The 13,334-nt window shown below is 46.7% G+C and carries 14 protein-coding genes; all 14 read right to left on the reverse strand.

Going from position 1 to position 13,334, the window contains the following annotated elements; translation table 11 throughout:
* Nucleotides 1-148 precede the first annotated feature (148 nt).
* The 14 genes from RF007C_RS03090 to lspA all read right to left on the reverse strand — a co-directional run bounded on the left by RF007C_RS03090 (nt 149) and on the right by lspA (nt 13,173).
* Complete coding sequence (locus RF007C_RS03090) at nt 149-3,118, reverse strand: leucine-rich repeat protein (protein ID WP_037297170.1); 2,970 nt, start codon at nt 3,116-3,118, stop codon at nt 149-151.
* Nucleotides 3,119-3,264: 146 nt separating this feature from the next.
* A complete protein-coding gene (locus RF007C_RS03095; RefSeq protein WP_037297172.1) occupies nt 3,265-4,449 on the reverse strand; it encodes a leucine-rich repeat protein in 1,185 nt (394 codons plus the stop codon).
* 207 nt (nt 4,450-4,656) lie between these two features.
* On the reverse strand, nt 4,657-5,400 hold the full coding sequence (locus tag RF007C_RS16275) for a CAP domain-containing protein (protein ID WP_019679086.1): 744 nt from the start codon (nt 5,398-5,400) through the stop codon (nt 4,657-4,659).
* Nucleotides 5,401-5,612: 212 nt separating this feature from the next.
* Complete coding sequence (gene rplL / locus RF007C_RS03105) at nt 5,613-5,987, reverse strand: 50S ribosomal protein L7/L12 (protein ID WP_019679085.1); 375 nt, start codon at nt 5,985-5,987, stop codon at nt 5,613-5,615.
* 100 nt (nt 5,988-6,087) lie between these two features.
* Complete coding sequence (gene rplJ, locus RF007C_RS03110; RefSeq protein WP_019679084.1) at nt 6,088-6,603, reverse strand: 50S ribosomal protein L10; 516 nt, start codon at nt 6,601-6,603, stop codon at nt 6,088-6,090.
* A gap of 438 nt (nt 6,604-7,041) precedes the next feature.
* A complete protein-coding gene (locus tag RF007C_RS03115; RefSeq protein WP_019679083.1) occupies nt 7,042-7,299 on the reverse strand; it encodes a hypothetical protein in 258 nt (85 codons plus the stop codon).
* Nucleotides 7,300-7,483: 184 nt separating this feature from the next.
* On the reverse strand, nt 7,484-7,765 hold the full coding sequence (locus RF007C_RS03120) for a hypothetical protein (RefSeq protein ID WP_037297178.1): 282 nt from the start codon (nt 7,763-7,765) through the stop codon (nt 7,484-7,486).
* 103 nt (nt 7,766-7,868) lie between these two features.
* On the reverse strand, nt 7,869-8,516 hold the full coding sequence (locus RF007C_RS03125; RefSeq protein ID WP_019679081.1) for a hypothetical protein: 648 nt from the start codon (nt 8,514-8,516) through the stop codon (nt 7,869-7,871).
* Nucleotides 8,517-8,678: 162 nt separating this feature from the next.
* A complete protein-coding gene (locus RF007C_RS03130; RefSeq protein ID WP_037297180.1) occupies nt 8,679-9,623 on the reverse strand; it encodes a transketolase family protein in 945 nt (314 codons plus the stop codon).
* Between the two features lie 4 nt (nt 9,624-9,627).
* Nucleotides 9,628-10,467, reverse strand: a complete 840-nt coding sequence (locus RF007C_RS03135; RefSeq protein ID WP_019679079.1) for a transketolase — start codon at nt 10,465-10,467, stop codon at nt 9,628-9,630.
* A gap of 129 nt (nt 10,468-10,596) precedes the next feature.
* Nucleotides 10,597-10,920, reverse strand: a complete 324-nt coding sequence (locus RF007C_RS03140) for a hypothetical protein (RefSeq protein WP_037297181.1) — start codon at nt 10,918-10,920, stop codon at nt 10,597-10,599.
* A 4-nt stretch (nt 10,921-10,924) separates the two neighbouring features.
* Nucleotides 10,925-11,746 (reverse strand): Cof-type HAD-IIB family hydrolase, encoded by an 822-nt coding sequence (locus tag RF007C_RS03145; protein ID WP_019679077.1) that lies wholly within the window; start codon nt 11,744-11,746, stop codon nt 10,925-10,927.
* 10 nt (nt 11,747-11,756) lie between these two features.
* Nucleotides 11,757-12,671 (reverse strand): RluA family pseudouridine synthase, encoded by a 915-nt coding sequence (locus tag RF007C_RS03150; protein ID WP_051456494.1) that lies wholly within the window; start codon nt 12,669-12,671, stop codon nt 11,757-11,759.
* Nucleotides 12,664-13,173: a signal peptidase II gene (gene lspA / locus RF007C_RS03155; RefSeq protein WP_019679075.1), complete on the reverse strand. Its 510-nt coding sequence runs from the start codon at nt 13,171-13,173 to the stop codon at nt 12,664-12,666. The genes RF007C_RS03150 and lspA overlap by 8 nt, the downstream gene beginning before the upstream one ends.
* Between the last annotated feature and the right edge of the window lie 161 nt (nt 13,174-13,334).

Below are 13,334 nucleotides of genomic sequence, written 5' to 3' on the forward strand. Positions count from 1 at the left end.
AAAAAATGCAACTTAGCTTCAGCTATTGCAAAATAACGCAATATAAGCATCCTGCTCACAGAGAAAAAACAAAGCCATAGCATTCCCGAAACTGTATCGGAAACACTATGGCTTTTCTTTATGGATTTATATTATTTTTTCGCTGCTGTTATCCCAGCGACTCAACCCTTCCGATAAGATACTCCTGTATCTTCAGAGCGTCATTGGCAGTAAGACCAACAACGTCCTTGTCCACGTCGCCGTTGAGCTTGCCCTGTTCTGTGAGCGGCTTATCAGCTGTTCCACCCACGCCGTACTTGTTGGGATTAGCCAGAGCCTGCATTATGAGTATGGCATCTGCCAGATCAACATTGCCGTCACCGTTGGTATCGCCTGCCTTTTTGCTCACGGGAGTTCCCTCCAGTGCGCGGAAGTAGTACTTGTTTTCCTCTGCATATTTCTCAGCCGTAGAGCCCTTATAGCCTACGATCTCAGTTCCATATATGCACTTTTCTCCCATTTCGCAGTCAGGGTTGAGTATAGTTGCACCGGGTACATGGCCGCTGAAACTGAATGCCCTGCTGCCAATGCTCTTAACAGTCTCGGGGAACACCAACTCGGATTCGATATCAGCTGAGTCACAGAAAGCGAGCTCTCCAACAATTTCCAGCTTATCATTGAGCTCCAGAGTTTTGATATTTTTGCAGCCCTGGAAAGCTCTTTTTCCGATATAAGTTACATTCTTGCCCAGCTTTACAGAAATGAGGTCGGCATTATGACCTGATTGTGCATACATATCATCTATTACTGCGATAACAGCATAGCCGTTTACCTCGTCAGGGATAATTAGCTCAGTCAAGTCCTCAGGAAGTCCTCTTACGGCATATCCGCCCTGAACAGGCTCATACCACATACCGTCCGCAAGATAGCTGATATGAGGAGTTGTCTTATCCTCAAAGTCAAAGAATGTGAGTTTTGCATTTTCTGCATATTTCTCGGCAGTAGAGCCCCTGTAGCCCGCCACCGTCATATTTTTGATGCTTTCCTCTGCCAGTATGCAGTTACGGTTGTATACAGCAACATTTCCTCTGTGAGCCGCTTTATTCATGGAGTAAAAAGCGCCTTTTCCGACTCTCGAGACGCTCTTCGGCAGTATTACCTCGCGCAGGAGAGTTCCGTAGAATGCGTCATCTTTTACTTCTTTAAGTCCATCATTAAACTCAACGGTTTCAAGCTTTTCAAAAGCCCTGAAAGCAGCTTTACCGACAGTTTTTATATTCTTGCCGAACTTTACCGAAACAAGCTTTTCCCTGTCGGCAGATCTCATGCTTACATTGTCATCAACTGCAATTACAGGATAGACGTTTACCTCATCAGGTATCACCAGCTCGTTAACATCATCAGGGAAGCTTGCAAAGCTGTAACCGCCTGTAACAGCCTTATAGAGGCAGTCGTCAACAACAATATCCTCTGCGGGAGTATTAGCCTCTTCTGCTTCTATATCAATAAATGTTATATTGTTTTCAGCAGCGAACTTCTCCGCAGTACTGTCCTTATATCCTCTTATACAGTCGATATAATCACTTTCCCAATAATTTTCTATTGATGCTTCTGGATTGCGTATCGTAACGCTTATAGCTCCTTTTTCATCACAGCAAAAATAAACATAATTTACGCTTGCAGGCAGATCAAAGCTGCTAAGATATGTATCATTTATAGCATTAATAGTAAACCTTTCAAGTCCTTCTTTAAAAACGATCTTTTCAAGTTCATCAAATCCTTCAAACTTACTGCTGCCTAATTCTTTTATGTTCTTACCTATAGTAATAGATCTTACTCCTTTACTGGGGAGATCTGATAAAAGCTTGTCTACAGGGCGGCCCTCTACCTCATCAGGGATAACAACATCGCCTCCCTTGAAATCTGACGTAGTACCGCAATAAAAAGCTTCTATGCCGGATAATACATATTGCATACCATCCTGAACATATGGCTTTTTGTATGATTCCGGCCACTCACCCTCAAGAGCTACAAATTTACGATAGTTCAAAAGATTGCTGCCAAATTGTTTTTCTGCTGTTGAGCCCTTATATCCTCTAATTTCTTTAACTCCTAAATCGTGTGGTTCTATTATGCACTCCGGATTCAGAATAGTAAGGGTATCCTTTTCCTTGTCAGATCCCTGAAAATTACCATTAGCCAAGTATACCACATTTGCCGGGATAACTATATCACCATGCACCACACGTAAAGCAAGACTACCGATATATTCCAGAGATTCCGGCAGCTTTATATCATTGATTTCAGCTTGCGAGAAAGCCCCGTCATATATATAAGTAAGCCCCTCATTAAACTCAATACTTTCAAAAGGAGAAACGCTGAAAGCATTTCCTCCTATTTCCTTCAGTCCCTTACCGCATTTCAGCTCCTTCAGTTCCGTACATCTATCAAAAGCCCTGTCTCCAATGCTTTCAACACTGTCAGGAAGAACAAGAGATGTTATTGATGCATCTTTAAAACACATTGCGGGTATCTTCTTTATACCATTACAAAGCTTAAGCTCCTTAATGTTTTTACAGCCTTCAAAAGCAGCTACTCCAATCACCAGTTCCCTTTCGGGATCATCAGACTCTTCAAATTCGACCTTTTCAAGCTCATTACAGCCCATAAAACAATCTCTGCCAATATATTTTACATTAGGTCCGAATTTTATCTCTTTTATATTTGATCCCTGAAAAGCCTGATCGCCTATACTTTCAAGAGCGTCATTAAGCTCTATCTCATCTAATCCATGATTGAAACATATCTCGCCAATAGACTTAATGTTCTTGCCAAGCTTAACTGAACCGCCGCCATACCACCTTCCTGTAAGAGCAACAACGGGGATTCCGTCTGCTTCATCAGGGATCACATATACACCGTCCTCGGGCTGTAAATTATCCCGTATTGATCTGACATCAAGAGCATATCCGCCGTCAACGACTTCATATTCCAGGCCGTCAATAACGACAGTTTCCTTGGTCTCCGATTCAGCCGCATAAGCATAGCTGCCTTCAGAAAGTCCATAGTGTGAACTACCGTAATTTACCCCAACGATAGTAAGTGCCATAATTGCTGCAATGATTTTTTTGATCTTCATAATGATCCTCCTTTTAACAATAATTCCTATATAGTTTACCTGATCAGGCAACTATATTATAATCTCCCCCTTTCCTTTATTCAATTATTTTATTTGAATTAGTTAAAAAATGCACCATATGTTATATATGGTGCATCATAGTTATATCAGAGCTTATTCACCCTTCCGATAAGGTACTCCTGTATCTTCAGGGCGTCATTGGCAGTAAGACCAACAACGTCCTTGTCCACGTCGCCGTTGAGCTTGCCCTGTTCTGTGAGCGGCTTATCAGCTGTTCCACCCACGCCGTACTTGTTGGGATTAGCCAGAGCCTGCATTATGAGTATGGCATCTGCCAGATCAACATTGCCGTCGCAGTTTGAGTCACCCGGGTTGACCTTTACCTCAGGAACTGTGGTAGTTGAGGTTGTGGTAGTCTTTGGTTTTGTTGTGGTTGAAGTTGTAGTCGTTTTGGGCTTTGTTGCGGTAGAGGTTGTAGTCGTTTTGGGTTTTGTTGTAGTAGTAGAAGTAGTAGTTGTTGTCGAAGTTGTTGTTTTAGTTGTCGTTGTAGTGGTAGTCTTCTGCTTAGTCGTGGTAGTAGTTGTTGTGGTGGTAGTAGTGGTAGTGGAAGTAGTTGATGTGGTCGTCTCCTCCGCAACAGAAGTTGTCGTAACAGGCGGAGCAGTAGTCGTTGTAGTCACAAGTACAGACTCATCTATTACCTTGAAGGTATAGCCGTAAGCCGAAGCAAAGCTCTGAGCCGTAGAGTCCTCATAGCCTGCGATGATGGTATTTACAGCGAAGCACATCATCTCCAGCTCGCACTCGGGATTGAGTACAGTTACGGTAAGCTTTTTTCTGCTGGTTATATTGGAGATGTTGTATTTCAGCTTGAACGCCGTCATACCGATATACTCCACGCTTGCGGGGACGATAACGTCCGTAAGTCCAGTATCCTCAAAGGCGCTTTCCTCTATCGTAGTAAGTGTAGAAGGGAGCTTAACGCTTTCAAGGTAGGTGCAGTCCCAGAAAGCACAGGGATCAATGACCTGAACGCCCTCGCCGATATCCACTGATGTTATACCCTTGTTGCCCGAGAAAACCGAATCGCCTATCTCGGTAACTGTTTTGCCCGCAACCTCGGACGGAATGATAACAGCCCCCGAAAGAGACTCGTCAGCTGCTGTCAGCACTGCGGAATCGTCACCTATCTCAAATGTCATGCCGTTGATAGTCAAACTTGTAGCCTCAGCAGCCGAAACGCGGTTATCCCCTGCCTGCATGGATGGTGTTCCCGATAAGAAGCAGAAGGTTAAAGCCAAAGCTGCCGATATTGATCTGTTGAATTTCATAATGACCTCCTTCATAGAATGATCTATCCCATTTTACCAACTTTATTATAACAGAAACCCGTCACGATTGCAACATAAAAAAAGAGCAGACGAGAGGAGCTCCCGCGTAATCATGGCATAAAATTACCGAGCCCATATTTTCGGACTCGGTAACCCACTTTTACCTCTGAGGGCAGCTGACTGAGTCCGCCCGCTGAGGATAAACGATCATCTTGTAGAATTTTTAGCGTAGTAAGCAAGTATCTGCGAAGCGTCCACGGAATCGAGCTTGCTGTCTCCGTTGAGGTCGCCTCTTGCCTTCTGTGCCTGATTCAGGGTTGAGGACCTGTGAGCTGTAACGGCAGCATACTCCGCCAGCACCATAGAAGCGTCCACAGCGTCGGCTTTGCCGTCCCTGTTCACATCGCCGTACTCATTTACAGTATAAGAATCTGTAACGGTCACATATGTACTGTAAAACGCCTGGGACCAGTAAAGGCTTCCACCGGACTCAACAACGCCCACCCCCAGATAGCGGTATTGTTCGTTGAGGATATTCTTCCTGTGGTCTGCTGAATTCATCCAGCCGTCCACCACAGCCTTTGGAGAAGTATAACCCATAGCGATATTCTCACCGAAAGCGCTCCATTCCAGCCCCTCATCCTCACAGGCAGTCAGAGAGCTTCTGCCGTCGGGACGGGTATGTGAAAATGATCTTGCGATCTCCTTTGCGCGTATCTCCGCAGCTCTGTTGAGCTTGGGGATAAGCTTCAGTTCTGTCATTCCCCTGCTTGTCCTTTCCTTATTGACGAGCCTGATGACCTCCACGTTATAGCCTGCTGTATTCACAGCTCCCACGTTATTGTCCGAAACTGGTGAAAGTACCATCTCTGTACTGGCAGCAGAAGCTCCGCAGGGAATACAGGCAGCAGCAACAAAAGCTCCGCATATTGCAGTAAATATCTTATTCATAGTATTACCTCCGATACAAAAAACGTCAGCTGAACCGATAACGAAACGAAAGCAAAGTCATATTCTGAGAAGATTATAGCATAATAAACTGTATAAGTCAACAATTGAATTCAAAATACAACATTTTCCACAATCAGCGGTAAAACTGCTGAACACAATAAACAAAGGGGCCATACCCAAAGGTACAGCCCCTATGATAAGACAAGTTAAAATTACTTGATCTCGATTGTAGCGCCAGCCTCTTCAAACTTAGCCTTGAGCTCGTTAGCCTCAGCCTCGGAAACGCCTTCCTTGATAGCCTTAGGAGCAGCCTCAACTACTTCCTTAGCCTCCTTAAGGCCAAGACCGAGAACTTCCTTAGCAACCTTGATAACAGCCATCTTAGCGTCACCGAAGGAAGCAAGGATTACGTCGAACTCTGTCTTAGCAGCAGCAGCGCCGCCAGCAGCACCGCCGGCAGCAGGAGCAGCAGCGATAGCAGCTGTTACGCCGAATTCCTCCTGGATAGCGTCAACGAGCTCAGAAAGCTCGAGAACGGAAAGAGTCTTGATATCTTCAACAAATTTTGTGATCTTCTCAGAAGCCATGATAATAATCTCCTTTTTAATAATATTTGCCCTTATGGGCGGTTGGATTTAAGCTGCGGAGCTTGTCTCCGCAAATATGCAGTGAAGGTTCAGGCAGCAATTAAGCAGCTTCCTCTTCCTTCTTCTTGTCTGCAACAGCGTTGAGTGTAGCTGCCAGCTTCTGAAGGGGACCCTGCAGAGAGCCAACGAGCTGAGCAAGAAGGGTATCCTTTGAAGGGATCTTGGAAAGAGCAACAACTCCTGCCTGATCGTAGACCTCACCTTCAACATAACCTGCCTTGAGATTGAACTTGTCATCGCCTGCCTTCTCAGCGAACTTACCGAGGATTCTTGCGGGAGCAGTCTGATCGTCGTTGGAAACAGCGAGAGCAGTTGTTCCGTTGAGAGCCTCTTCAAAGCCCTCGATACCGCATTCCTTGAAAGCACGGAGAAGCATGGTGTTCTTCTCTACGAAGTAGTTGACGTTAGCCTCACGAAGCTCCTTTCTGAGCTTGGTATCCTCCTCAACGGTGATACCCTTGTAGTCAACGAGAACGCCTGAAACGGAGTTCTTGATGATCTCGGTGAGCTTCTCGACCTTAGCCTTCTTTGCTTCGAGTACTGCATTGCTTGGCATAGTGTGTATTCACCTCCGAATGAATTATGATCGTATTCAGAGAGCAATAAAAAACCCATTCCGACAGCGCAGAATGGACAATGATAACTCTATCAATTGCTATTCCTCGGCGGGACTTACTGAGCCTGAGCTCTGCCTGCTGTCTTTAGAATACGATATGTACTGTTTTCACAGCTTGATTATTATACCACATAAAAATCCCTTTGTCAAGCATTTTCCGAAAAAAAACTCATATATGTCTTCAGCTTTTTCACGGGAGCTTTTTTGTTATATCCCACAAAGAGCAGCATCCGTATCTGTACAAAATGGGGAATATAAAAATCTATCTTCTGAAATTCAATGGTTTTCCGTTGAAAAAGCGCTCATTTTGTCCCCCTTATGAAAGGGCATAAAAAAACGGAGCCTTTTCAGCTCCGCTTCTGTAGATGTCTGTTATAATTAATATCTTGCTACCAGTCTCGGGTTTCTTGTTCCGCATCTGCTGCAAACATACACATCATAGCAATATACAGTTCCGTTCTGCTTGAAGGAATAGCTGTATGAGTAATGATAGTCGTGTGAACCGCTGCAGAATTTTGCATGAGCGGTAAGAACATTATCCGACTTGGGAGAAATGGTCTTTGTAAGTGCTGTTCCTGTGCCGAGAAGAAGTGCTGCCATAGCGATAGCTGAGACTTTTGTGATAAGTTTTTTCATGATTGTTACGTCCTTTACATAATATTTTTGAGGTCGGCCGATCTCAAATTTATCATACAACTTTTCAAGGCGTTTGTCAAGGTATAAATTGCTGTTTTTTACGTAAAGAGGCGACATAGTCCTTCTGTCCCCTTTGGGGAGGAGCATAAAAAACGGAGCCTTTTACAGCTCCGTTTCATAGGTATTATCTGTGGTGTACTTCTCTCAGGTACTGATTTGTCGTATGGCACTTTGAGCAGGTATAGACGTCGTAGCAGAATATCCAGCCGCCGCGCTCATAGGAATTGCTGTATGAATACTTGTACTTGTGATTCCCCTCACCGCAGAAAAAAGCAGCATGAGCCGTAAGGTTATCCCCCTTAAGTGTCTGCGATGATGAGATAAGGGCGTTTCCTGCGCCGATTAGAACAGCGGCAAGGGTGATGGATGAGAGTGGTCTGATGATTAGTCTGATGAATTGTTTCATTTTTTTCACGTCCTTTTTTAAAATTCTGAGATCGGCCGAACCCAGTTATAATCATACAACGATTTAACATATCCGTCAATTTCGCAGAAAGACGTATTATGATTTATTCCTCCGCAATATCCGAGATTATTTTACCTCCTTTGGAAGCATAGTACACGGGAAAAGTATTTCCGACGCTCACGCGCTTGTTCATGAATGTATGCTTGCCCATATGGACCTGTCCGCTGCTGTCTGTAAAGGTGTAGTCGCATATATAATTAGTAAAGCCCGAGCTGTCCTGCTTTACGACCATATCGGTGATAACGCCCTGAGCCAGCTGACCGTTCTTTATAAGGAAGCCCTGCTTGCTGCGCTTTTTAAGAAGCAGCGCAACGATTATTATACCTAAGAGAGCCGACAGGCCTGCCCCGATATACAGCAGCTTGCCCTCAAGCGGATCGGGCTTTCTGTAAACTTCAAAAGGATTGCTGTCGTAGACATAGCAGTCGATATGCTGACCGACAAAGGCAGACTTGCTGCCGACACCGTTGGAGATGTTGGCGTTTATGGTCTTACCCGCGCTGTTGACGTAATCCACATTGACAGTGGCCTGCTTGCCTACCCGGACATATTGTGTAACAACGCAGTCCGTCAGAGTTCCGCCGTCGGGCGGTGTCATAGCGTTGAGTGAAAGGAAGACGAGCGCTGCCGGCAGCAGCAGAATAAAGATGAATGCTACGAACAGAGGTCCTGCCAGTGACATTTTTTTCATAATGTATTCCCCCTAATAAAATACAGCCTTCAGCTGCTGATGTTATGTTTATATAATACATCAATATAGATCACTTGTCAATAACAACTGGTAATTTTGTGCAAAAAGATGAAAAAGGACGCACATAGTGCGTCCTTGAGATCACATATTATATTTTCATCATTACTTCTTGAGAGCAGCCTTTACTGTCTTTACGATGTTCTCAGCCGAGAGGCCGAACTCCTTGAGCAGGTCAACGGCAGGACCGGAGTGTCCGAACTCGTCGTTGACACCGATCTTTACAACGGGAACAGGACAGCACTCTGTAACAGCCTCAGCAACAGCAGAACCGAGTCCGCCGATGATGCTGTGCTCCTCAGCAGTAACGATAAGACCTGTCTCCTTGGCACACTTGCAGATGAGCTCCTTATCCAGGGGCTTGATAGTGTGGATATTGACAACTCTTGCAGAGATGCCCTCAGCCTCGAGAGTCTTTGCAGCCTCAACAGCCTCGTTTACCATAAGACCTGTTGCAACGATGGTAACGTCCTTACCGTCCTTCATTACAACGCCCTTGCCAAGCTCGAACTTATAGCTTGCAGCGTCGTTGATAACTGGCACAGCAAGTCTGCCGAAACGCATATATACAGGGCCGTTGAAGTCGAGAGCAGCCTTTACGGCAGCCTTGGCCTCAACATCGTCGCAGGGGTTGATGATAGTCATGCCGGGGATAGTTCTCATAAGAGCGATATCCTCATTGCACTGATGTGTAGCGCCGTCCTCACCAACTGAGATACCTGCGTGTGTAGCGCCTATCTTAACATTGAGGTGGGGATAGCCGATAGAGTTTCTTACGATCTCGAAAGCTCTTCCGGCAGCGAACATAGCGAAGGTGCTTGCAAAGGGGATCTTTCCGCAGGCAGCAAGACCTGCTGCAACGCCCATCATATTAGCCTCAGCGATACCGCAGTCGAAGAAACGGTCGGGATAAGCCTTCTTGAAAATGCCTGTCTTTGTAGCAGCAGCAAGGTCAGCATCGAGAACTATCAGGTCCTTGTACTCCTCTGCCAGCTCCTTGAGAGCCTCGCCGTAGCTTTCTCTGGTAGCCTTTTTGATTACATCTGCCATGATATTAGTCCTCCAATTCCTTTAACTGCGCATTAAGCTCTGCCATAGCCTGGTCGTACTGCTCCTTGTTGGGAGCTGTGCCGTGCCAGCCTACCTGATTTTCCATGAATGAAACGCCCTTGCCCTTTGTTGACTTCTGGATGATAGCCACGGGCTTGTCCTTTACGGACTCAGCCTCTGTGAAGGCTCTGTCGATGTCGTCGAAGTCATGAGCGTCCATAGTGATAACGTGCCAGCCGAATGCTGCGAACTTATCTGTGATAGGCTCGGGAGAACATACCTCGCTGATAGGTCCGTCGATCTGGAGACCGTTGTTGTCAACGATAGCAACAAGGTTTGTCAGCTTCTTGTGAGCTGCGAACATAGCAGCCTCCCATACCTGACCTTCCTCGATCTCGCCGTCGCCGAGGATAGCGTATACCTTGTATGACTTGCCGTCTATTTTTCCTGCCAGAGCCATACCGCAGGCTGCGGAGATGCCCTGTCCGAGAGATCCGCTTGACATATCAACACCGGGGATATGGATACAGGGATGTCCCTGAAGGAGAGCGCCGATGTGACGGAGCGACTTGAGCTCATCTACTGAGAAATAGCCCTTCTGAGCCAGTACCGAGTAGAGTGCGGGAGCAGTATGTCCTTTTGAGAGAACGAGACGGTCTCTCTCGGGAGCGTCGGGGTTCTTGGGATCGTTGTTCATCTTGTTGAAATAGAGATAAGTAAGGGTATCGCTTATAGAGAGCGAACCGCCGGGGTGTCCCGACTTAGCGTTATAGGTTCCTTCGATAACGCCCATTCTGACTTTGCAGGCTGTTTTCTGCAATTCCTTTTTAAGCTTTGCGTCCATATTGACCTCCATGATTTTATTTGACGGCTCATGCCGCGATTTACCTGAAACCGAGAATATCCAGTGCATATGCACATACATAATTATAGCGCAAAAAACGCCTCATTGCAAGACTTTTCTTGCTCACTATCATCTGAACATCATCATGATGAATACTATGATATAGAATATGAAGAAACCCGTGCAGACTATTGCGGGGAATGAGATCAGCATTTTGTTCTGCTTCTCGTGAAGAGTTCCCTTGAGTCTTAAAGCCTTCATAAGAAAGAGCGATGCTCCCCATATGGGAAGAGTCCATGCCGCAAGGCCTAACCTTGCGATATCGCTCACAGTGAAGTTAGCCGTGTCGTACGTGCTTTCTCCGCTGACGCTGCTGTATACGAGCAGCGCAAGAAGTCCCAGAGCCACAATGACTTCGATGACATAAATACTTATTGCCGCCTTCTTTTTCATTGTTCTACATTTTGCACCTTTCGATTATATAGTCTATAAGTTCCGCAACTGCGCCCTCGTCATTGGTGCGTGAGAGCACGAGATCTGCCTTTGATTTTACGGAGTCCTCCGCATTGGCAGGGCAGGCTCCCACATCAGCTTCGACTATCATCTCTATATCGTTGTCGAAGTCGCCGACGGACACGAAGGTGCAGCCCTCCATGCCTTTCAGTTTGCGGTATTCCGCCAGAGCCGAGCCCTTGCTCACGCCCTGAGGGAGCATTTCAAGAAATATTTCCGAGGACTTTACGAAATCCACGTCCTCATAGTTTAGCTTCCTTACAAGGAGCTGCATATGCTCCACGTCCTCGGGAGCAAGTGAGAAAAGCACCTTTAGCCAGCCGCCGTCCTCGATGTCGGCAAGCTCCGCATAATTTGGGATTATGCCGCAGAGCCTGGTATGCAGCTGCTGATAATCGGTATTGCTGAAAACGTAGGTGCCCTCGGTCTTCAGCACCTCTCCGCCTGCACAGGGCATGAGCTCCAGAAGCTCCGCTGTGTATTCCTTTGCCCTGAGGGTAAGAGGGTGGGTGTAGAGCGTCTCTCCGCTGATATAATCATGGATAGCCGCGCCGTTGTACATTATTATAGGGTATTTCAGCCCGATTATGCTGCGGAACTGGTCAAAGGACTGGATAGTCCGCCCCGTAGCCACCGTAAACCTTCCTCCCAGCGCAGTAAAGCGTTCAATGGCTTCCCTGTCCGCAGGGGTTATTTCCTTACGGCTGTTGAGGAGGGTGCCGTCCATGTCACTGAGCAGCACAACTCTCGATATATCTTCAAACAAAGTATCACTCCTACATTTTTTCAAGCTTTGCCAGCACCGACCTGAAGTAATCGGGGAGCTCGCTGGTGAATTCCATATACTCACCTGTTGAGGGGTGGATAAAGCCTATCCTGCGTGCATGGAGGCACTGTCCCTCGAGGCCTTTGTATGGCTTTCCGTAGACGTCGTCTCCAAGGACGGGATGGCCAATATAGCTCAGGTGGACACGTATCTGATGAGTACGTCCGGTTTCCAGCCGAAGCCTCACATGAGCGTAGCCGCCGTACTGCTTTATGACGCTGTAATGAGTCACCGCATTGCGCGAATTTTCGGAAGTTACGCACATTTTCTTGCGGTCTGTCCTATGCCGTCCGATAGGAGCGTCCACAGTTCCCTCGGTCTCCTTGAAATAGCCGCAGGCAACCGCCTCGTACTCACGGGTGAAGCTGTGAGCCTTTATCTGCTCGGCAAGCTTCAGGTGTGAGGCATCGTTTTTTGCCACTATGAGAAGTCCGCTGGTGTTCTTGTCTATGCGGTGAACGATACCCGGACGGATGACTCCGTTTATGCCCGAAAGGCTGTCTCCGCAGTGATGAAGGAGAGCGTTCACGAGGGTGCCCGTATAATTACCGTGAGCAGGATGGACCACCATGCCCTTTGGCTTGTTCACAACGAGAAGGTCGTCGTCCTCATAGACGATGTCCAGGGGTATCTCCTCGGGAACAGCGTCCATATGCTGAGGCTCGGGTATTTCCACAGTAATCTGATCTCCTGCCTTCAGCTTGCAGTTCTTGCTTACTGCCCTGCCGCCCACCAGCACGAGTCCCTTTTCTATAAGTCCCTGTACTGCCGAGCGCGTAAGCTCAGCAATATTGTCCGAAATATACTTGTCGATACGGCTTCCCGCGTCATCGTCCGAAGCCGTGAGTATCACCTGCTCATTCATTTTCTTCTGCCTTTGCCGCCTCGGCTTTTTTCTTCTTTTCCAGCTTGGGGTCAATGAAGAGAGCATACCAGAGAAGGAGCACGAAGGCCACTGTAACGCATATATCCGCTACATTGAATATGGCAAAATGGAAGAGCTTCACCTCGAACATATCCACTACATACGAAAATCTGAAGCGGTCGATGAGGTTGCCGATACCGCCTGCGATGAACAGTGCAAGAGCTACATCAAGGAGCTTTGAACGGCGATATACCTTAAAGAGCAGAATGATGCCGCCTATGACCACAAGGGAAGTGAAGCCGATGAGGAACCAGCGCTGTCCCGACATACTGCCGAAGATTGCGCCGTCGTTCTCAAGGTAGGTTAGATCAATGATCTTACGGCTCCCGATATGGATGAACTCCATACTTCCCACAGGCTTGAGCTCATGTATCGCCCAGTATTTTACGAGCTGATCCGCTGCAATAAGAACGACGATCAGCACCCCGAGAATTATTGCCATGTGGATTTATCCTTTCAATAAGACTGCCTGCCGACCAGATGAGCCGACAGGCAATATAGTACAGATTATAGCAAACGATAAAAACTTTTAGCGTTTGCTATTTGCCGATCCGCACGAAGCAAGCTTTAGTTTGCGTATGTGCGAGGCACTTTTAATCATTT

Source organism: Ruminococcus flavefaciens 007c (genome assembly GCF_000571935.1).
Taxonomy (GTDB): Bacteria; Bacillota; Clostridia; order Oscillospirales; family Ruminococcaceae; genus Ruminococcus; species Ruminococcus flavefaciens_F.